The sequence below is a fragment of the Streptomyces sp. NBC_00557 genome, assembly GCF_036345995.1.
In the GTDB taxonomy this organism is placed as follows: Bacteria; Actinomycetota; Actinomycetes; order Streptomycetales; family Streptomycetaceae; genus Streptomyces.
In genome coordinates this window covers 78356-97304 of sequence record NZ_CP107796.1, presented here as the reverse complement: position 1 = coordinate 97304, position 18949 = coordinate 78356, and the positions used below count along the sequence as shown (strand labels likewise).

Here is an 18949-nt window from a genome sequence, read left to right as displayed (position 1 = left end):
TGTTCGGTCAGCGGATGGTGTCTCAGCAATGGACCGGTCAGGCCTGTTTGTGCTCGGTTGGTCGGCAATGTGTCAGTGGCCGCTTCGGATTCCCCACTGGCAGCCACCTGAGGGGGGACTTGTCTGGCCGCGTCCATGTGACCGTCCGTGACCCCAGGTCGGGATCATGCCGGCGACCAGTGTCCGACGAGGCGGTGGCCGCCAGCGTCCGCGGAACGGCCTGATCGGGCCCGCGGCAACGCGCGCAGCGGGCCGCAGAGCCCTTCTCGATCCCGTGCGTCGCCTGTCACCGCAGCCGGTCGAATGCCTGGTCGGCATCGGCTACGGCCTCGGGGTGGACGTCGTGGGCGGTTCGACCGTCGGCGATCTTTCGCCAGTTGGTTCGGGCGAGCACTCGTTGGACCGCGAGTACCTGGGCGGCTAGCAGGCGTGCCTGGATGCCTTCACCGAGGGCGTCCGCCAGTGCCTCCTCGTCCTCGAGCTGGTACCGCGTGAGCCGTCCTGCCAGGCTCGGTGTGGTGAAGACCAGCCGATGGAACGCCACCACCTGCGGATGGTCATTGAGGCCGGTGACAGGGTCGTACCGATCGAGGCCGGCCCGGAAGTGCCGGTGCAGCGCCGTCACCGGATCGGTGCCGGACTTACGGTCGCGTACGACGCGTGCTGCCTCGCCCTGGTGGTCCGCGAACCGGTGCAGCACCAGGTCTTCCTTGGTGGGGAAGTACCGGAAGAGGGTCGGCTTGGAGACCTCGGCCGCCGCGGCGACGTCATTGACCGAGACGCGGTCGAAGCCGCGCTCGAGGAACAGCGAAATGGCCGTGTCGGCGATGACGTCGCGCGTCCGCTCCCTCTTCCGGGCCCGCAGTCCCGTCGGCTCATTCATCTGACCACCGTAACATTCGTAACCGAGTTGCTTTTTTAACCGAGTAACGTTTCTATGGACGCATGAATCAGACAGACACTCCTCCCGTGCTCGTCACTGGGGCGACGGGCCGGATCGGCCGCGTCGTCATCGACCATCTCCTCGACGCCGGCGTGCCGGTCCGCGCCCTGACCCATCGTTCCGAGGCGGCAGCGACGCTGCCGGCGAGGGTCGAGGTCTTCACCGGCGACCTCACCGTGCCCGAGTCGCTCGACCCGGCGTTGAAGGGCGCCGGTGCGGTCTTCCTCGTCTGGACGGCACCGCCTCAGACCGCCGAGGCGGTCGTCGAGCGACTGGCGGCCCACGTGCGGCGGATCGTCTTCCTCTCCTCCCCGCACCAGACGCCGCACCCCTTCTTCCAGCAGCCCAATCCCATGGCTGCGCTGCACGCCGACATCGAGCGGCTCATCGCGGCCACCGGACTCGAGTCGACGGTCATCCGGCCGGGGATGCTCGCGTCGAACTCGCTGGCCTGGTGGGCGCCCGCGATCCGGGCCGGCGAGGTCGTCCGGTGGCCTTACGGCGCTGCCGAGACCGCGCCCGTCGACGACCGCGACGTTGCAGCCGTCGCGGCGCGGACGCTCCATCAGGACGGATATGTCGGAGGCGACTACGTCCTGACGGGCCCCGAACCGCTGACTCAGGCCGCGCAGGTGGGCGTCATCGGTGACGTCCTGGGGCGACGGATCGCATTCGAGGAGATGACGCCGGACGAGTTCCGGAGCCTGTCGGCGGGTACGGCGCCCAGCTCGGTCATCGACATGCTGCTCGCCGCGTGGAGCGCGGCGGTCGGCCGGCCCGCATACGTCACCACCGCGGTGGCCGACCTCCTCGGGACGGCGCCGGGAACGTTTCACCAGTGGGTCGCCGACCACGCCACCATGTTCACGGAGGCTCCGGAGGGTTCGTGACCTACCAAGATCGACTCAGTGCCAACGGCTGTACCGCCGATGTTCCAAGCGACGCCAATCCCGCGATCACGAAGGCGGTGCGCCCACAGGGCAACACCGAGATCCGCTGATCCGCCTCACTACCGTCGGGCCCGTTCCTCCTGCTGGAGGGCCGGGCCCGACGCGCTGCACCTCGGTGAACGGCTGCATGTACCACCGGCCGCAGGCCTGGCCGACAAGGTGCGCACCGCACGCCGACTCGGCAGCCTGTGGGTTCTGCATCTGGCCGAGGAGGAGATCGCCTCGGTTGCCTACGCCTTCTACCTGCGCTGGATGGCCGGTTCGGTCGCGGAGGCCAACCGGTTCGCCCGCCAGTACGGTGTCGCCTGCCGTGCCACCGGCTCGACGGGCGGCCTGCACCTGACCAGGCTGCCGTGAACCCCTGTCTTCGCCCTGTCGGGCGGGCTGGGCGGCGACGGTGGTGACGAGAAACCCGGCCGGGATTGTCGGTGGCCGGGCCCACGGACTCCGCGTGGGCCCGGCGAACACCGTCTGCGAAGCGCGGAAATACGGCTCAGCCGCAAGTGGTTCGACCGCGCCACTTGGACCCGCGCCGTCAATGATGCTGGCTACACCCGTCGCTGACCCGCCCAAGAGCGGCCACCGCCCACCTACAGAGGTCTGCGCCCAACCCTGGTGCCCAGTTACGCCGCACCACCGCGGAGTGGGCCGTCATGGCGCCGGCGGATGCGGGGGCGATGCATCCGCATGTGCAGCGGATGTGCAGCTTGAGCTGGGGAACGCTCACCGCGCAGCGTTGTCCGGGCGCTCGGCTCCGTCGAGCAACCCCCGGACCGCGTCGTTGAATCCAGCTGTGTCGGTCAAGCCGAAGGCGACACGCTGGAGCAGGAATCCGTGCAGCAGACCGATCAACACCCGTGCGCCGCTCTCCGGCTCCACGCTTTGGACAGCGCCCGCCGCTTGTCCGCGGCGCAGGGCGTCGGCGATGCTGCGGCGGACCCTTTCGAAGCCCTCCAGGGCGCGGGCGTGCACGCCGTCGTTGCGCAGCAGTTCCGACCAGGTCTGCACGACGCACTGCAGCAGTTCCTCGACCGGCACCACCTGCCCTGCGGCGTCCGTGACGGTCTCGGCACTCAGTGCCTGAAGGGAAGCGGTGACCAGGTCGCCCAGGGAAGGGGCGTCAGCGGCCACGGCCACCCGCTCCATCGGCTCGAAGATCAGCCGGAAGGCGTCCGCGGCGATGGCCAGGATGATCTCCTCCTTGCTCGCGAAGTAGCGGTAGGGGGCACCCGCAGAAACACCGGCTGCGGCGGCGATGTCCGGCATCGAGGTCTGGTGGAAGCCGCCCCGCGCGAAACACCGGCGCGCTGCCGCCACGATCTCCGCGCGCTTGGCTTCCCGACGCTCGGGCGTGATGCGCGGCATGGTCGGCCTCCCTCAAAGTGAATGCTCGTTCATCTTGACAGGGCACGATATCGGACCCATCGTAAAAATGAAAGACCATTCACGGAAGCGGGGATCTTGATGAGCATCGAGCTGACCATCGGCACCTACCGGTACGAGCACACCGAGGCGCTCTTCGACGGCCGCGTGAAGATCGACGGGGTGGACGCCACCCTTGAGACGGAGCCCCTGGTCTCGGACCTCTTCCGGCACATGCTCGAAGGCCGCTACGACATAGCGGAACTAGGCCTGACCTACTTCCTGCGCACCTTCGACCTGGACGACGCCCCCTTCCTGGCGCTGCCGATCTTCCCGAACCGCAACTTCCGGCACTCCGCCATCTTCGTGAACACCGAGGCAGGCATCGAGAAGCCCCAGGACCTCGCCGGCAAGACACTCGGCGAGTTCGCGCTCTTCGGACACGACGCCGGGATCTGGCCCAAAGGCATCCTGTCGGACGAGTACGGCGTGACCGTCGACCAGTGCCGCTGGGTCATCGGCGGCACCAACCATCCCATCCCCGCATTCGACTGGCTCCCGCAGCCAGTGCCGGACGGCGTCCACGTGCGGCACGCCGACCACGGCCAGACCCTGGGCGCCATGCTGGAGTCCGGAGAGATCGACGCGCTCATCTCGGTCGACGTGCCCCAGGCCATGTTGCGGGGATCGACGAAGATCGCCCGGCTCTTCCCCGACTATGAGAACGTCGAGCGCGACTACTACCGGCGCACCGGGATCTTCCCCCCGATGCACATCGTCGCGGTCCGCAAGGACCTGGTGCACCGTTCCGAGGATCTGCGCTCGGTCTACCGCGCCTTCGTCAAGGCCAAGGACCTGGCCGAACGCACATACATCGAGGACGCCGCGAAGCAGCACATGAGCCTGGTGACCCCCTGGTTCAGCAGCCTGCTCGAACACAACCGCAGCCTGCTCGGCGAGGACTGGTGGCCCTACGGCATGCGCGCGAACCGCAAGGCGGTCGACACCTTCCTGCGCTACCACCACGAGCAGGGCCTCTCCAAGCGCCTGCTGACCAGCCGCGACATCTTCATCCCCGAGTTCCTCGACACCTAGTGCTGCAACGGTGCCTGCCGTGGCTGACGGCCAGGATGGTCGTTGGTGCGGTTGTGGGTGGGGAACTTGCTGATGTGCAGGTTGTGGGCGCCGTGAACTGGACGCCGCCGTGGACGGCCAACTGCGCCTGGTTGAGGAGGCCGTCGGCAGGGTGGACCGCACGATCGCCATGCAACTGGGCGAAGACGTACGAAGGTTGCTGGCCTCCGCGCTGCCGGACGAGGTACTCCTCACCGTGTGGCGTGGCACCACGAGCGGGTACTTCACCGCCGAGACCTTCCCATGACCACCGCGACGCCATGCGCGTTTCGTGCAGCGCACGCGCGAATCGTGCACTCGCCGGAGACGGTCCACCGCTCCGTCGGAACCCGGCTGAGCATGGGCGCCTCCCAAGCAGCCGAACGCATCGCATGGACGCCCTACTCCCGCAAAGCCATCGCCATGGCGGAGACACGCTCGGAGCAGAACGGTTCCGAGCGCATCGACTGCGACGACCTGCTGATCGGCCTTGCCCAGGTCGGTCGCGGAGTGGCCGCCAACGTCCTGACCGAGGCCGGCTTCGACCCAGCCGCCCTCAACGCCACGACGGCGGACACCCACACATCCCAGAACAGCTGAACCACCACCCACTGCACCAATGCCCAAGGGGCCGCCGACCTCACGGTCGGCGGCCCCTCATGGCTCGTACTCCCCAATCCCCCCACGCCGTTCAAAACCGGATCAACCGAGGAAGAAGAGCAGCTCTGGCCGAATCCAGGAAGGCCCATCAGGGGCGGGGTCGCCCGACTCCCGGGCCAGCGCCTCGGCCGCGCGCGCCGCCTGCCCGGCCCGGCTTCGTTCGGTGCCGGACAGGTCGGCGCTGCGGCTCACGACCGCGACGGTGGCCAGCAGCCGGGTGCGCAGTTCGGCGGGGCCGGCGGGACCGAGCGCAGGGAGCGTACGCTCGGCCGCCGCGACGACGGCGCGGGACTGCTCGGGGTCGTCGGCCCGGCTCCAAAGGGCCGGTACGTTGTAGGCGCCGATGACGCGGGCGGTCAGGGCGATGTCTCCGGTGCGCTCCGCGGCCTGGCCGGCGGCGAGGCGGTCGCGCCGCGAGTGGACGAGGGCGTCACCACCGGCCAGGGCCAGGGTGCGCGCCAGTTCGACAGTGGTGCGCGGGCCGAGCCGTACTCCGGCGGTCCACACGGTACGCGCGGGCTGGAGCGTCGTAGCTCCGTGGAGGATGTCCGTCTCCAGGGGCCGGAGGCCGGCGCCGGGGTCGAGCCCGAGCTGGTCCGCGAGCATCGTGCGGGCGCGGCGGAGGGTGGCCAGCGCGTCCGCCTGCCGGCCCGCCCGGTGCAGTGCGCGGGCCAGCAGTCCCCAGGCGGGCTCGCGCCAAGGGCCGGGCGGGGCAGTGCGCATGACACTGGCCCCACTCGGCGCGCAGGACAGAGCTGCAACCCCTGGCCGTCTACTGAGCTTCACCAAGTGATGTCGCGGGCTGGGTGCTCTGAGCTGCGGGGCAAGGCGTTGGCAGGGCAGTGCGGGGTCGAGATCAACAGCACCTCAGCGTTGCCGGGCAACCCACGCTGGCAGAGCTGCCAATCCGTCGAGGCGCAGATCTGCTCCGCTGTCATCGCCATCATGGAGATACGCCCAGGGTCCGCGGCGCAGCAGCGCCGCTCGCATCCCGACCTTCTTCGCCGGGGTCACATCCCGCTCGACCCGGTCCCCGACGTACAGGATTTCCTCTGCCGGGAACGGCGCGGCTGTCACCAGTCGCTCGAAGAACTCCGGATCGGGCTTGCTGACCCCCCACTCCGCGCTGGTGGCCACCAGGTCCACCGGCAATCGGAGGGACTGCAGATCTTGCCCAGCTCGCGCTGGCTGGTTCCCGGCAATGCCCACCCAGACACCGAGGCTGCGGAGCTCCTGAAGGCAGGCTCGGGCATCTGGGTAAAGGTCTTCTTCGCGGATTCGATCCGGCACTCCGGCCTCCTTCCGCAAGCGGTCCTCGACTCGGAAGTCAAAGCCGGGTCGAACCGTCTCGAACGCCTCAACGAAGCTCCCACCAAGTGCAATCGATGCTCCGATCAGCGCCGAGAAGGTATGCCGCGGCACCCCCAGCCAGTCAGCCCAGCCGCCGAATAGTGCGGTTTCATCGACCAGCGTCTCCCCGACATCGAACACCACAGCGCGCACCATGCCCGTCACCCTAACGGGGCTGTCACTCCCTCTTCCGGGCATCCGCTGCCAAGAACCGCCTACTGGTGTGATCTTGTGGGTCTCAGCTCCGCTGCGGCCTGTCTCCGCAGTTCAACGCCCTGTCCGCGACATCACGCGGCGAAGCTCAGTAATTACGCCCTCAGCTACCTGCCCGTGAGCCTGCCTGCCATCGCCGCAGGCGCCGGCACCCAGTACTACGGGCTGCCCCCGCCGCCCACGCCGTCACTCGCTGTCCTGTTCGCTGTCGCAGGGTTGGCAACGGGCTACGGCCGGAAAGACCCTCGAGGACCTGACCACCGCGCTGGTCTCCGCCCTGCCCGAACACCGAATATCGCGTCGGCGACCCGACAACAGTCCCCTCTCGACGACTCCTATTGCCCCAGCCAGGACAGCGAGGTCAGACCGCTGGTGAGACGCCTACGGGTGCGTGTCCGTGATCGCGATGACCTCGTCGAGGCGGTCTCGGGCGGCCTGCAGATCTTCGATCTTGGCCTGGATGCGCTCGCGCTCGACGCGCAACATGGCTCGTTGTTCGGCGTCGGTGTGGCCAGCGTCCCAGCACGGAAGGAGTTCGGTGATCCTTCGGCTGGTCAGGCCGGCGGCGTACATCTGCTGGAAGAAGCGGACCCGGGGGATGGCGTCGTGGCGGTACAGGCGCTGGCCGGACGGGCTGCGCTCCGGGGTGAGCAGTCCCTGCTGCTCGTAGTAGCGCACGGCGCGCACCGAGACGCCGGCACCTCGTGCCACCTCGCCGATGCGGATCAACCGCTCGGTCCGGTCCGCTGTGACGGACATGGTGATTCCTCTCACCCTGGCTCTGACGGCCCGGCACTTGCCTCTGACGTTAGCGTCAGGTTTTAGCGTACCGGACATGGATATCAACGACTCCGTCGCCCTTGTCACCGGAGCCAACCGAGGCTTGGGCCGTGCCTTCGCCCAGCGCCTGCTCGAACGGGGCGCCCGCAAGGTCTACGCGACGGCCCGCCGACCGGAGACCGTGGACCTGCCCGGGGCCGAGGTGCTGCCCCTCGACATCGCCGATCCGGCATCCGTGAGGGCCGCCGCCGAGGCCGCCCCGGACGTCTCGCTACTCATCAACAACGCGGGAATCAGTACGGGGACCGACCTGGTGACCGGTTCGCCGGACGCGGTGCGGCGCGAGCTGGAGACCAACATGTTCGGCCACCTGGAAATGATCCGGACGTTCGCGCCGGCACTCGCCAGGAACGGCGGGGGCGCGATCGTCAACGTCCTCTCCGCCATGTCGTGGTTCGGAGGCAAGGGCGCCGGTGCCTATCACCTGTCCAAGGCCGCCGCCTGGGCCATGACCAACGGCGTCCGCCTGGAGCTCGCCGAGCAGGGCACGCTCGTCACAGCCGTACACCTCGGGCTGGCCGACACCGACATGGCCGCGGGCTGGCCCGTGGACAAGATCGCTCCGTCGGACCTGGCCGACGCGGCGCTCGACGGTGTCGAGGCGGGCTCCGCCGAGGTCCTCGCCGACCAGTGGAGTCGGGATGTCAAGTCCCGTCTGCCCCTGACGCCGGAAGAGTTCAACGCCACAATGGACCGCGCCTTGGCGGCGCTGATGGGGGCCTGAGGATCCCCTCGGGCCGCACGGACTTCAGTCGGCTGCTTCGCCATCTGTCGGCGTACACCTAGAGAAGGCCGTACGCCGACAACCAGGTGCGCAACCGGTTGAACCGCGGCAGCCGCGGCGGACGGCCCCCGGTCTTCGACCGCGACGCCTACAAGCGGCGCAACGTGGTGGAACGTTGCCTCAACAAGCTGAAGCAGTGGCGCGGCATCGCCGCCCGTTACGACAAGACCATCGAGTCCTACCAGGCAGCCGCCACCCTCGCAGCCCTGCTGATGTGGGCGTGGCATTTGACGACAGAACCTAGGCGGCTTGCGTCCCGTCAGCGGGCAGCCGGAGAGTAGAGCGCGGGCTTCGGTTGCGCGGGGGGCGGCGTGCTGGTCGCCTCGCCGAATCCGAACGCCTGCCCGCTTGGGATCGGCCCGCCTGCGGCCAGACTTGCGCGGTCGATTCCAGACTGTCGGCGGCACTCCGGGCCGGTCAGCGAGGGAAACAGGCGTGATCTACGGCAGTCACCGCGGCAAGGGCGCGCCACCCCTGGGTGCGCTGCCCGGCCAGAAGGGACCGTTCGGTCACTGGCCCGAGCCGGATGAGACGGGCGACACCGATGCAGAGGATGGCCTCGGCGAGCCGGCGGAGGCCGTGATGCCGCCGCCCAGCAGGTATGGGTGAGACGTGGCAGGGCATCCGGGATGAGGGGTCGGGGTGCCGCCCGTCGATGTCATGAGCCTTGAAGGGGTGAAAAGGTGAAGGGCTTCCGCAGCTTCATCCTGCGCGGCAATGTGGTCGACCTGGCGGTCGGCATCGTCATCGGAGCGGCGTTCAACGCCGTCGTCAACGGTTTCGTCAGCGCCTTTTTGACCCCGCTCGTGGGGCTGGCCACCGGTGCCACCGGCGACATGAGCCGCAAGACCTTCACCGCAGGCGCCACCAAGTTCCCCTACGGAGCTTTCATCAACGCGGCGATCAGCTTCCTCCTCATCGCCAGCGCCCTGTACTTCCTCGTCGTACTCCCGATCAACAAGCTGCACGAGCGCCTCGCTCCCCACCAGGACGTCCAAGCCCCCAAGCGGGACTGCCCCGAGTGCCTCAGCCCCGTCCCGGCCCAGGCCCGACGCTGCGCCTCCTGCACCGTCCCCCTGCCCGCGGTTCCCGCTCAGGGCGGGGAGACAACCCAGCGGGACGGGTGACCGGACCCCTGATCGATCGCTGACAGCCGGACAACCTCGGTGCTCAACGCCTGGCCGGTTGCCCCCCATAGCCGCGGCGCCGGCGTTCGGCATCCCCGCCCTCGGGGCTGCGGGCCTCCCGGAGACGGGCCGGGCGTCACCGTGACGTCTCGGAAGTAGACCTCGGCCTCGGCACCGGGCCTGTGGGACGCGCACCTCGGCTGACGAGCTGGGCCCTTCGGCACAAGGAATCCACAAGAAGCGCTCTTACTCTCGCTGGCCCACCGACCGGCTGACTAGCGGGAGTTGAGAGTGCATGCACGGATCGTCACCAGGTAGGAGAGCGGCAGGGCAGGTCCTGCTGTGGGTTGCCGTGGCCGCCGCGCTGCTCGTCGGGTGCTCGGCAGCGCCCGGCAAGAGCGCGGCGGCCGGGGCGTCCGCATCCTCGTCGGCGGGGAGTTCCGAACAGGGCCGCAAGCCCAACATCATTTATGTACTCACCGACGACCTCTCCTGGAATCTCGTGCGGTATATGCCGCACGTTCAGCAGATGAGGAAGCAGGGGACGACGTTCTCGAACTACTTCGTCACCGACTCGCTCTGCTGCCCCTCGCGTTCCTCGATACTCACGGGGCAGTACCCCCACAACACCGGGGTCTTCACCAACAACGGGGACGACGGAGGCTACGGCGCCTTCATGAAGAACGGCGACGAGAAGAAGTGCTACGCGCCGGCTCTTCAGAAGGCCGGCTACCGCACCGGCTTCATGGGCAAGTACCTCAACGGCTACCAGCCGAAGGACACCAGCGGCACCGATCACCCGTACGTGCCTGCGGGCTGGAACGAATGGGACGTGGCCGGCAACGGGTATCCAGAGTTCAACTACGACCTCAACGAGAACGGCAAAGTCGTCCACTACGGCCATGACCCGCAGGACTACCTGACCGACGTGGTGTCCGCCAAGGCGGGCTCCTTCATCAGCTCCTCGGCGGCGGACAGCAAGCCGTTCATGCTGGAACTCGCCACCTTCGCGCCGCACGAGCCCTCCACCCCCGCGCCCCGCGACGCCAACAGCTACCCGGGGCTCAAGGCACCCAGGAGCCCCGCCTACGATCGGCTGCCCGCGCAGGCGCCGAAGTGGCAGGCCGATCTCAAGCCCCTGAGCGACAAGGAGAAGACGCAGATCGACCGCAAGTTCGCCAAGCGGGTCCGCTCGGTTCAGGCCGTCGACCGGATGATCGGCCACCTGGAGGACGTGCTGAAGGAGAAGGGGCTCGCGCACGACACGTATCTGGTCTTCGGCTCGGACAACGGCTTCCACATGGGTGAGCACCGGCTGCGGCCGGGCAAGCAGACCGCTTTCGACACCGATATCCGCGTCCCCATGATGGTGACAGGACCGGATGTGCCGGCGGGGCGGACCGCCTCCCAGCTGGTGCAGAACACCGATCTCAATCCGACGTTCCAGCAGCTCGCGGGGCTGAAGCCGCCCTCGGCCGTGGACGGTCTCAGCCTTGTCGACCTCTTCCACGGATCGTCGCCGAAGGACTGGCGTGAGTCCGTTCTGGTCGAGCATCACCATCCCGGAACGTCCAAGAGCGATCCCGACGCGGCTGCGAAGGACAGCGGCAATCCGCCGACGTACGAGGCGCTTCGGACCGCGGACAGTCTCTGGGTCGAGTACGCGGACGGGGAACGCGAATACTACGACACGCAGACCGATCCCGCTGAGCTCAAGAATCTCGCAGGCAGTCTGAGCGACCGGAAAAAGAAAGCCCTGCACGAGACCTTGACCGCGCTCGCCCGTTGTTCGGGCTCCGCGTCCTGCCGGGACGCGTCGCGGCTGCACCAATAGCCGTCATCGGGCTGCGCTCGGCGGCATCCGGCTGCACAAACACGAAGACCCCGCATCCAGCGCCCTGAGGGGTGGCGGGGTCTTCCGCACTTCATGCGAACTGCCCCCCGGCACGAATTGAGCCTGCGCACACGGCTCCGCAGGCGTCGGTCCCATCAGCCATGGGCGCTGGCCGGCGGCGCATCCTGTGGACGTCTTCCTATGCTTGGTCGCCCATAGGCAGGACTTTACGGCTCGATGAACTCCCACTGCTCGTCGGTTAGTTGTATGCGCGTCACGATCGTCTTCCTACCGGATCCCCCTTCCCGAGGGACCCGGATCGGCAAGATTGATCACGACATCACACAGGCCCTAGGTGCGTCGCCCCAGGTGGGCCGGCATGGGGAAGAGCACGGGACGTGGCTACGCCCGCCGATCCTGATCGCCCGGCGCCTGCTGAACCCGTCAGACAGCGGGCTGCAAGTCGTGGAGGGCAGGACATGCGTTGGTGTACTGCGTGGCCGCCTGCGCGAGGGGCTGCACGTTGCCTCTCAGAAGCCATTGCCCTATCGATCACGAGGACGGTTCTGATCGAACGGGATCCCTGGTCGGGGGATCTTGGCCGGGCGGGCGCATGAAAGCAGGACCTCCGGTGCAGCACGAGGGTTGCGAAGCCAACTCAAGGGCGTCGGGGTGGGGTACGTCCGGCTCGCCGGGACGGGCGTCAAGCCGTTTGCCCCATCCGCGGGTGGCCGGTCTGTGTCGTGCCCCGCGTGGATCGCACCGGCGGAGGCCTGGACCTCCTGCCCAGCAACCGGGTCCTGCTCGTCCTGCTTCAATGACGTGCGGGCCCTGCCAGTCCGCTTTCGTAGGCGGCGATGACGAGTTGGGCCCGGTCCCTGGCCCTGAGCTTCGTCAGCAGATGGCTGACGTGGGTCTTGACCGTGCCGACGGTCAGATACAGCTCGGCTGCGATCTCGTGGTTGGACAGGCCACGTGCGATCAAGCCCAGCACGTCCCGCTCGCGGCCGGTCACACCGTCCAGGGTGCGGGTGACCGGGCCGGGGTAGCCGGGGCGGCGGACGTAGGTCTCGATGAGCTTGCGGGTGACGCCGGGTGACAGCAGCGACTCCCCGGTGGCGATCACCCGCACGGCGTCGATCAAGCGCGCGGGTGGAGTGTCCTTGAGGAGGAAGCCCGCGGCGCCTGCGCGGAGCGCTTCGAAGACGTACTCGTCCAGGTCGAAGGTGGTGAGCACCAGGACGTGGACGGGCACGGGAGACGGGCCGCCCAGCAGGGTGCGGATGGCCTCGATGCCATTGAGCCCGGGCATCCGGATGTCCATCAGGGCTACATCGGGGCGCAGTTCGCGGATCACCCTGACCGCCTGGGTCCCGTCGGCCGCCTCGCCGACGACCTGGAGATCGTTTTCCGACTCGATCAGCACACGGAACCCGGCACGCACCAGCGTCTCGTCGTCCACCACGACGACCCGCACTGTCATGCGCCCTCCAGATCGGCACCCACGGGGAACTGGGCTGTTCGCTCGTCCGTGGCGTACGGCAGGCGGGCGGTGACGCGAAAGCCGTGCGGCGAGAGCGGGCCCGCGTGAACCTCGCCGCCGTAGAGGGCGGCGCGTTCCTTCATGCCGGTCAGGCCGTGGCCCTCGGTGATCGGGGTGGTCGTGCGGCCGGCTCCGGCATCGACGACCGTTAAAGCGACCTCGCCCGGCGCGTAGGTGACCGTCGCCCGGGCATGGCTGGTGCGGGCATGCTTGACGACGTTGGTCAGGGCTTCCTGCACGATGCGGTAGGCGGCGCGGTCCAGGCCTCGGGGCAGGGCGTGCGGGTGACCGCTGATCGTCAACTCGACCTGGACACCGGCCCGTCGGGTCTGTTCGAGGAGCGTCTTGAGGTCGTCCAGGCCGCCGGGCAGCCATTCGGCACCGTGATCGCGCAGGACGCCCAGCAGTGAACGCAGCTCTCCCAGGGCTTGTCTGCTCGTCGTCTCGATCGCGGAGAGGGACTTCGCGGCCTCGTCAGGTCGGCTGCCGATGACGTGGTGGCCGACGCCCGCCTGGACCGCGACGATGCTCAAGCTGTGCGCGACGACGTCGTGTAACTCCCGGGCGATGCGCATGCGTTCCTCGACGAGGAGGAGCTGTGCCCGCTCCTCGGCCTGCTCGACCAGGCCACGGGTGTATGCGCGGCCCTGTCTGGTGGACCATCCGATCGCCCAGGCAGCGGCCTCGACGATGAGGACTTGGATCATCCCCGGCCGCCCCCAGGAGTGCCCTGTTATGCCCTGCAGAGGGATCATCAAGGCGAGTTGTGCGGCGCCTGCCACCGCGCCCGCATACGCCGCGACACGCGTGGGCCGGGTGACCGCCACCTCGTACACCAGCAAGGCAGTCGCCATGATCCCCGACAGACCGACCGCGGCCTCGGTAGCCATCGTCACCGATGCCACCGCCAGCGCCGGCAGTGGCAGCAGCCGCCGGACGGCGACAGACAAGACCAACGAGCACGTCAGCACGGCCTGCCATGCCGGCCAGCCCGTGCGGTGTGTGCCAAGCGTCCACCACGAGACGTTCCACGCCATCAGGGCCATGGCCAAAAGCACATCCAGCCCGATCAGTTGAGTTGGCGTCAGCCCCCTGCCGGAGGACACCGCTTCATGTGTCACCATCATGCCTCGCACACATCCGACCCTAGCCGGGAGGTGATCATCCGCCTCTGTCCAGAGACAGAGATCAGCCGGTCAGTCCGTGGCCAGATCCGCGGGGCGGGCACCCTCTGCCAGGGTCGGCCGCATGGATCTCTCCCGGGCCCCCGCCCGCCGCTGGCTTTCCCCTGTGCCCTGGGGCTTCGCCTTGCTCGCCGCCGTATCGTCCCTGATGTACGGCGGTGATCAAGCGGTGAACGCCTGGGCCTCGACCAACCTGGCCAATTTGGGTGATCATCCTGTGGAGGCGCTCATCGCCTCCGCCTTCCTGTTCGGCGCCGATCCCTGGGCCTGTCTGCGCAGCATCGCCCTGACCGGGGCCATGCTGGCGTTTCTCGTCATCCGCTTCGGCAACATGCGGGCGGTCGCGCTGATCGCGGCCGGCCAAGTCCTCGGCACACTGCTGAGCGAAGGGCTGCTGGCAGCGCGGATCGCGGCGGGCCAGGCCGACCCGGCGCTGCGTGCGACGCTGGACGTCGGCCCGTCCTACGTGATCGTCTCGGCCCTGGCCGCCGTGGTGGCAGCGGGAGCCCGGCGGTGGCACCGGTGGACCGCGCTCGCCGCGCTCACGGTGCGCGCACCGCACATCACGAGCGGCCTGACCACGCTGGGAGTCACCCCCGTCGGCCACGTGACAGCACTGTCCACCGGCATGCTGCTGGCATGGGGTCTGCGGTCGTCCGACGCCCGCCACCGCCACCTGCACCGACTGACGTCACGCGCAGCACCGCTTCAGATCGAGGGGCGTACCAATGGTCGCGTACCTTCTGTGATCCGGCCACCAGCACGGCGTCGGTTCACACCCCACGACAGACTGGATGGGACGGGGGCAAGCCAAGTACCCCCTTCGAAACGCACCGGGGCGCTTCCTCCCTGACCGGCACCGCGCCTGTTCCCAGCAAGGATGAGGGCTGCTCAGGCGAATAGTCCCACCCCAGCACGGTCCTTGGCCGGGTGATCTCGGCCGGGTGGATGCATGAGTTCAGGGCCCCTTGGGCCGCTCGGGCGTGGACGCCGGCTGGTGGGCCGAACTCGACCACCCCGCCGCATCCGTGGCCACAGACGCCACCGGTACCGTCCTCGGCGGCGTCTCCTACGCGCTGCGACCCAAGGACGCGATGCAGGAGATCTGCAACGCCGAGGACCGCGCGCACGCCGAGCGGGCGATCGGAGCGTTCGTCAGGGCCTACGGCGCCAAATGGCCCAAGGCGGTTGCGAAGATCACCGCCGATCGGGAGGAGCTGCTGGCGTTCTACGACTTCCCGCCTGAGCACTGGATCCGCCTGCGGACCACGGATCCGATCGAGTCGACGTTCTCCACCGTCAAGCTCCGCACCGACGTCACCCGCGGCGCCGGCAGCCCCGCCGCCGCGCTCGCGAGGGTGTTCAAGCTGGTCGAGTCCACCCAGGCTCGCTGGCGCGCGATCACCGGAGCCCACCTGGTGCCGCTGGTCCGCGCGGGGGCAAGCTTCGAAAACGGCCGACTGGTCGAACCACCGAGACGTAAGCGGCCTGGGTAGACTGCGTCACATGATCGGCATGGGCGCTCGTTTCGTCGGCATCGCTGAGCTGGCCGAGGCCCCGTCCGTGGCGGTCGTGGTCGACGTCATGCGTGCCTTCACCGTGGCTGCCTGGGCCTTTGCCCGGGGGGCGGAAAAGATCGTTCTTTCCGAGTCGCTGGGCGACGCTCTGGCGCTGAAGACCCGCCACCCGCACTGGGCGGCACTCAAAGACGGTCCGCCCGCGGCTGGGTTCGACATGGTCAACTCTCCAGGCATGCTGCGAGCAGCTGACCTTCGCGGACGGACCGTTGTGCAGAAGACCACCGCAGGGACGGTCGGCGCCCTTGCCGTCAAGGATGCACCGCTCGTGCTGTGCGCCAGCTTCGTGGTGGCGGAGGCGACCGCTCGGTTTTTGCGGACACGCAAGAGTGACAGCGTCACGTTCGTGGTCACCGGCGAAGACGGACAGGCCGATGAAGACTTGGCGTGCGCTGAATACATCGCTTGCAGGTCGGCCGACGCCCAGGCGGATGCTTCTGTGTTCCTGCGCCGAGCTGCCGAGTCGCGCGCCGCCGCCGAGCTTGCGCAGGGGGTGCGTCAGGGAGTGCATCCTGACGACGTTGCACTCTGCCTTGAGCTCGACCGGTTTCCCTTTGCCATGGTGGCAGCCCTGGAAGACTCGCTCATGGTCCTGCGTCCGCACTCCGTACCTGCGCAGGTCGACGACGCCGGGCTCTGATCAGCGAAAGCCAACATCCGCTCGGGCGGGCGGCGTCGGGCATGCTTCGATGGCGGTGCCGCGGCGGCGACAGGCGCCCCCGCCCCCTGATCACGATCCACAATTCTTGACTATTACTCGCCTCATCCGGGCCCCAGCCGCGACGGCCGAGAAGTTGTTCGCGATGAGCAACAGGCTGCGTGAGTGGGCGTCGTGCGGGTGGAGCGGGGAGGTCGTCGCGGCGCACATCGAGCGGTATCGGGCGTCTGTGAGGGAGGCGACCGACTCGAGGGTGGAGTTGTTCCAGGCGTCTCGGACCGTGCGTTTGTCGGCTCCTGTTCCTGGCGGCGGGTGACCGCGGGGGTGTCGGCTCGTTTATGGGGTGCGCCGCGTGCATGCGCGGGGCCGGCTTGTCGGCTGTGGAGCGTGCTCGGCGGCAATGTTGCACCGATCTGTTTCGCACCAAACAGCCTGATCACGCCAGGCCCGGAACGTACAGGTCAGCCGCCCGGTCGATCTGCATGACGTCCAGCGTCGGCTGCAGCGGGGACGGCTTCCAGCCCGTCACCTGCTGGGTGAAGCCGCCCTAGTCGGCCGTCGTATCGTTCCAGCCACGGTCCAGAAGTGGCAGCCGCAGCCGGTTGACCGGCTCCTCTGCCCCGGCGTTCACCGGGGTCTTGTAGTGGGTGAGGAAGCGTTCCTCCTCGTACAGGCCGAACGGGTCCACCAGTTCCGTGTTCATCGGCAGGGAGCGTGCGTGGTGGGGCTTCGAAGATGCCAGTGACCGCTGGGTGATGACGGTCCATAGGATGGTTACCTCGCCGGGCCGGTACAGGATCGGCTATTGACCGTGGGCCTTGTTCCAGACCTTGTCCACCCAGACGCGCCACAGCTCGTGCGTGCTGATCTCGTCGGGCAGGCAGTCGTCGGTGATCAAGGAGTAGTTCGGCTCGGGATAGAGGGCGAGTTCCTCGGTGTGAACGTGGTCGAGGCGGCGTCCGGCGAAGGCCCAGCGGGTGCCGGGCGGATAGGCCCGGGTGGTCTTGGCATTAGCCATGGCGGCAGTCTGCCCGGAGCTGGTCGGGCGGGGCGTCCAGTTCGCGCAGAAGGCCTCTGGCGGGTAGGGCGTCGGCGCGACCTGGCCGCCGCTGGAAGCCTGTTGGGGCTGCTGGCCGGTGTTGGGGCGTGATGCCGTCCACGAGCGCCTGTGCGCCCGCTACGCCCTCTCCCCGGCTGGCCCGGCTGCAGCGCGCCGTCGAACGCATGGGGGATGCACGGGAAGTATGTGCGGGGCGCGGGGACGGCACGGACTGCCCGAACGCCGAGGACGAGGTCCTGGTTGACGGAGTCCGGTCGACGAGGACATTGCCTCCATGCAACGGCTGCTGGGGGGAGACGTGACCGACGCGTCTGCGCTGCGACCTCCAGCTAGCGCTTCGCGCGGTTGGCGGCTGTTGCCGATGCCACCGATGCCCATCGCGCCGCGCCCGTCCTCTGCATGGACGTCTGGGTGGTGGGGAGCAGCTGGCCCGGGGCTGTCATCGGGGGCGGGCTGGGTCAGTGCTTGTGTGCGTGGTCCAGGTCGCTCAGCAGCCTTTCCAGGTCTGTCATGAGTGAGCCGTAGACGTGCCATGCGCCTGGTTTGGTGAGTCGTCCCAGGCCGATCATGCCGGTCATGGCATGGTGCCAGGTGAGGGTCTCGTCGATCGCTGTCCGCAGCCGTTCGCGAGGGGAGGCGTCGGAGGGTTCTGCGATCAGGTGGGTTTCGACGGACCCCTGGACGGCCGCGGCGGCCAGGTGCAGGGCCTGGGAGTAGCGGTCGAGGAACTGTTGCCCGAGATGGTGATCGGTGTGCCCGTCGTGGGCGCTGTCGGCAAGGGTGCGGGCGATTCCGCGGACCTGGATCGCTATGCCGCGCAGCACCTTGAACGCATCGCTGTCCGTGTGCGCCGTGTTCCTGCGTCGCGTGTGCGCGACGCAGCGCGTGTTCCAGCGCAGGCTCTCATGGGCCTGCTGTACCTGCTGCTCCGCGTGCGTGAGCCGCTTGTCCAGGGCGCGGGCCTGGTGCAGCCAGCCGTAGCCCTTCGAGGAGAGCTGTCGCCCGGCGAGGCCGGATCCCATGTCGTGCAGCAGTGAGCCCAGGGCCTCGGCGAGGTCGCGCAGAGCGGAGCCGGACTCGTTCAGATACAGCGGAGGCAGCACCAGGGCGTTCACCGCGATGCCCGCGACCGCGCCGATGAGCGTCTGCAGTACGGGGTAGAGGAGGTGGCCCATGGGATCGGTGGCGGTAGCGGTCAATGCGATGACCGCCGTGGAAGCGATCTGGAGACGGTCGTCGGCGGTGCGGCGGGGACCGGCCAGGACCGCGATGAGAGCGATGACCGTGACGGCGCCCGCGGTCGGTCCGAGAAGCCGCGCGGTCACGAGGGCGAGGATCAGGCCGGCGATCCTCGCCCCTACGCTCTGCGCCGCTTTCCTTACCGACTCGTACACCGTGGAGGCATTGACCATGAGCACGGCTGTGGCGACGGCGAGGTACGGCTGGTTCAGGGGGACCCACGGGGCGACGACTGCCCAGGTCAGCAGGGCCGCGATGACCGTCTTGACCCCGTGCACCACATGATCGGCGCGCTTGCCTTGGATACGGCGGGCGAGGGAGCGTACCGGGGCGGTGATCGTCAGCGCCGTACGCTCCACCGCGATGGTTGAATCTTGCACGACATCGATAGTGGCATCATTTGCCCTTTTTGGCCGTGACGTCGGCCACGGCCCAAAACGGGGGTGGCAGCCGCTGGAATTGCCCCCATTCCTCCGTAAGGGCGTGTTTTGTCTCACGCGATTAGTTTATTG

At 68.4% G+C, this 18949-nt stretch carries 21 protein-coding genes and 2 pseudogenes; 13 read left to right on the top strand and 10 right to left on the bottom strand.

Annotation, left to right across the window (positions count from 1 at the left end):
* Positions 1-286: 286 nt before the first annotated feature.
* The gene (locus tag OG956_RS00505) at positions 287-883 is read right to left on the bottom strand and encodes a TetR/AcrR family transcriptional regulator (RefSeq protein ID WP_330335907.1); all 597 of its coding nucleotides are present in this window, start codon (positions 881-883) and stop codon (positions 287-289) included.
* 62 nt (positions 884-945) lie between these two features.
* Between OG956_RS00505 and OG956_RS00500 the strand changes: the two genes are divergently transcribed.
* A complete protein-coding gene (locus OG956_RS00500) occupies positions 946-1833 on the top strand; it encodes an SDR family oxidoreductase (protein ID WP_330335906.1) in 888 nt (295 codons plus the stop codon).
* A 219-nt stretch (positions 1834-2052) separates the two neighbouring features.
* A complete protein-coding gene (locus OG956_RS00495; protein WP_330335905.1) occupies positions 2053-2250 on the top strand; it encodes a DUF6417 family protein in 198 nt (65 codons plus the stop codon).
* A 366-nt stretch (positions 2251-2616) separates the two neighbouring features.
* Here OG956_RS00495 and OG956_RS00490 read toward each other — a convergent pair whose 3' ends face one another.
* Complete coding sequence (locus OG956_RS00490; protein WP_330335904.1) at positions 2617-3258, bottom strand: TetR/AcrR family transcriptional regulator; 642 nt, start codon at positions 3256-3258, stop codon at positions 2617-2619.
* A gap of 99 nt (positions 3259-3357) precedes the next feature.
* Here OG956_RS00490 and OG956_RS00485 point away from each other — a divergent pair, with 99 nt between their 5' ends.
* The 3 genes from OG956_RS00485 (at position 3358) to OG956_RS00475 (ending at position 4968) form a co-directional block, all read left to right on the top strand.
* On the top strand, positions 3358-4350 hold the full coding sequence (locus OG956_RS00485) for a 4,5-dihydroxyphthalate decarboxylase (protein ID WP_330335903.1): 993 nt from the start codon (positions 3358-3360) through the stop codon (positions 4348-4350).
* 109 nt (positions 4351-4459) lie between these two features.
* Positions 4460-4636, top strand: a complete 177-nt coding sequence (locus tag OG956_RS00480) for a hypothetical protein (protein WP_330335902.1) — start codon at positions 4460-4462, stop codon at positions 4634-4636.
* 44 nt (positions 4637-4680) lie between these two features.
* Positions 4681-4968, top strand: a complete 288-nt coding sequence (locus OG956_RS00475; RefSeq protein ID WP_330335901.1) for a Clp protease N-terminal domain-containing protein — start codon at positions 4681-4683, stop codon at positions 4966-4968.
* Positions 4969-5121: 153 nt separating this feature from the next.
* Here OG956_RS00475 and OG956_RS00470 read toward each other — a convergent pair.
* The 3 genes and pseudogenes from OG956_RS00470 to OG956_RS00460 all read right to left on the bottom strand — a co-directional run.
* Positions 5122-5730 (bottom strand): annotated as a pseudogene (locus OG956_RS00470) (AfsR/SARP family transcriptional regulator); the annotation flags it as partial.
* Between the two features lie 165 nt (positions 5731-5895).
* Entirely contained in the window at positions 5896-6534 is a 639-nt protein-coding gene (locus OG956_RS00465) for an HAD family hydrolase (RefSeq protein ID WP_330335900.1), read from the bottom strand.
* Between the two features lie 438 nt (positions 6535-6972).
* Positions 6973-7350, bottom strand: coding sequence for a MerR family transcriptional regulator (locus OG956_RS00460; RefSeq protein ID WP_330335899.1), 378 nt, complete (start codon positions 7348-7350; stop codon positions 6973-6975).
* A 76-nt stretch (positions 7351-7426) separates the two neighbouring features.
* Here OG956_RS00460 and OG956_RS00455 point away from each other — a divergent pair, with 76 nt between their 5' ends.
* From OG956_RS00455 to OG956_RS00435, 5 genes are all read left to right on the top strand, one after another.
* Positions 7427-8155 (top strand): SDR family oxidoreductase, encoded by a 729-nt coding sequence (locus OG956_RS00455; protein WP_330335898.1) that lies wholly within the window; start codon positions 7427-7429, stop codon positions 8153-8155.
* 98 nt (positions 8156-8253) lie between these two features.
* Complete coding sequence (locus tag OG956_RS00450; RefSeq protein WP_443065509.1) at positions 8254-8496, top strand: hypothetical protein; 243 nt, start codon at positions 8254-8256, stop codon at positions 8494-8496.
* A gap of 154 nt (positions 8497-8650) precedes the next feature.
* A complete protein-coding gene (locus OG956_RS00445) occupies positions 8651-8824 on the top strand; it encodes a hypothetical protein (protein WP_330335897.1) in 174 nt (57 codons plus the stop codon).
* Positions 8825-8898: 74 nt separating this feature from the next.
* Complete coding sequence (gene mscL, locus OG956_RS00440) at positions 8899-9342, top strand: large conductance mechanosensitive channel protein MscL (RefSeq protein WP_330335896.1); 444 nt, start codon at positions 8899-8901, stop codon at positions 9340-9342.
* Between the two features lie 352 nt (positions 9343-9694).
* The gene (locus tag OG956_RS00435) at positions 9695-11176 is read left to right on the top strand and encodes a sulfatase family protein (protein WP_330335895.1); all 1482 of its coding nucleotides are present in this window, start codon (positions 9695-9697) and stop codon (positions 11174-11176) included.
* A gap of 814 nt (positions 11177-11990) precedes the next feature.
* Here the strand turns inward: OG956_RS00435 and OG956_RS00430 are convergent.
* Entirely contained in the window at positions 11991-12659 is a 669-nt protein-coding gene (locus tag OG956_RS00430; RefSeq protein WP_330335894.1) for a response regulator transcription factor, read from the bottom strand.
* The gene (locus OG956_RS00425; RefSeq protein WP_330335893.1) at positions 12656-13846 is read right to left on the bottom strand and encodes a sensor histidine kinase; all 1191 of its coding nucleotides are present in this window, start codon (positions 13844-13846) and stop codon (positions 12656-12658) included. Before OG956_RS00425 ends, OG956_RS00430 begins: the two co-directional genes overlap by 4 nt.
* A gap of 121 nt (positions 13847-13967) precedes the next feature.
* Between OG956_RS00425 and OG956_RS00420 the strand changes: the two genes are divergently transcribed.
* The 3 genes and pseudogenes from OG956_RS00420 to OG956_RS00410 all read left to right on the top strand — a co-directional run bounded on the left by OG956_RS00420 (position 13968) and on the right by OG956_RS00410 (position 16120).
* Positions 13968-14756 (top strand): rhomboid-like protein, encoded by a 789-nt coding sequence (locus OG956_RS00420; protein ID WP_330335892.1) that lies wholly within the window; start codon positions 13968-13970, stop codon positions 14754-14756.
* A gap of 238 nt (positions 14757-14994) precedes the next feature.
* Positions 14995-15399 (top strand): annotated as a pseudogene (locus OG956_RS00415) (transposase); the annotation flags it as partial.
* A gap of 19 nt (positions 15400-15418) precedes the next feature.
* The gene (locus OG956_RS00410) at positions 15419-16120 is read left to right on the top strand and encodes a 2-phosphosulfolactate phosphatase (RefSeq protein WP_330342685.1); all 702 of its coding nucleotides are present in this window, start codon (positions 15419-15421) and stop codon (positions 16118-16120) included.
* A 565-nt stretch (positions 16121-16685) separates the two neighbouring features.
* Here the strand turns inward: OG956_RS00410 and OG956_RS00405 are convergent.
* From OG956_RS00405 to OG956_RS00395, 3 genes are all read right to left on the bottom strand, one after another.
* Positions 16686-16841 carry a hypothetical protein gene (locus OG956_RS00405; protein WP_330335891.1) on the bottom strand — a complete coding sequence of 52 codons (156 nt, stop codon included), beginning with the start codon at positions 16839-16841 and terminating at the stop codon, positions 16686-16688.
* A 99-nt stretch (positions 16842-16940) separates the two neighbouring features.
* Entirely contained in the window at positions 16941-17156 is a 216-nt protein-coding gene (locus OG956_RS00400; RefSeq protein WP_330335890.1) for a hypothetical protein, read from the bottom strand.
* A gap of 500 nt (positions 17157-17656) precedes the next feature.
* The gene (locus OG956_RS00395) at positions 17657-18817 is read right to left on the bottom strand and encodes an FUSC family protein (RefSeq protein ID WP_330335889.1); all 1161 of its coding nucleotides are present in this window, start codon (positions 18815-18817) and stop codon (positions 17657-17659) included.
* Positions 18818-18949 lie beyond the last annotated feature (132 nt).

Bases quoted from the DNA above. Each gene is read 5' to 3' on its own strand.
- OG956_RS00505 (WP_330335907.1), bottom strand. From the start codon at position 883: ATGAATGAGCCGACGGGACTGCGGGCCCGGAAGAGGGAGCGGACGCGC.
- OG956_RS00500 (WP_330335906.1), top strand. From the start codon at position 946: ATGAATCAGACAGACACTCCTCCCGTGCTCGTCACTGGGGCGACGGGC.
- OG956_RS00490 (WP_330335904.1), bottom strand. From the start codon at position 3,258: ATGCCGCGCATCACGCCCGAGCGTCGGGAAGCCAAGCGCGCGGAGATC.
- OG956_RS00485 (WP_330335903.1), top strand. From the start codon at position 3,358: ATGAGCATCGAGCTGACCATCGGCACCTACCGGTACGAGCACACCGAG.
- OG956_RS00465 (WP_330335900.1), bottom strand. From the start codon at position 6,534: ATGGTGCGCGCTGTGGTGTTCGATGTCGGGGAGACGCTGGTCGATGAA.
- OG956_RS00460 (WP_330335899.1), bottom strand. From the start codon at position 7,350: ATGTCCGTCACAGCGGACCGGACCGAGCGGTTGATCCGCATCGGCGAG.
- OG956_RS00455 (WP_330335898.1), top strand. From the start codon at position 7,427: ATGGATATCAACGACTCCGTCGCCCTTGTCACCGGAGCCAACCGAGGC.
- OG956_RS00430 (WP_330335894.1), bottom strand. From the start codon at position 12,659: ATGACAGTGCGGGTCGTCGTGGTGGACGACGAGACGCTGGTGCGTGCC.
- OG956_RS00425 (WP_330335893.1), bottom strand. From the start codon at position 13,846: ATGATGGTGACACATGAAGCGGTGTCCTCCGGCAGGGGGCTGACGCCA.
- OG956_RS00420 (WP_330335892.1), top strand. From the start codon at position 13,968: ATGGATCTCTCCCGGGCCCCCGCCCGCCGCTGGCTTTCCCCTGTGCCC.
- OG956_RS00410 (WP_330342685.1), top strand. From the start codon at position 15,419: ATGGGCGCTCGTTTCGTCGGCATCGCTGAGCTGGCCGAGGCCCCGTCC.
- OG956_RS00405 (WP_330335891.1), bottom strand. From the start codon at position 16,841: ATGAACACGGAACTGGTGGACCCGTTCGGCCTGTACGAGGAGGAACGC.
- OG956_RS00400 (WP_330335890.1), bottom strand. From the start codon at position 17,156: ATGGCTAATGCCAAGACCACCCGGGCCTATCCGCCCGGCACCCGCTGG.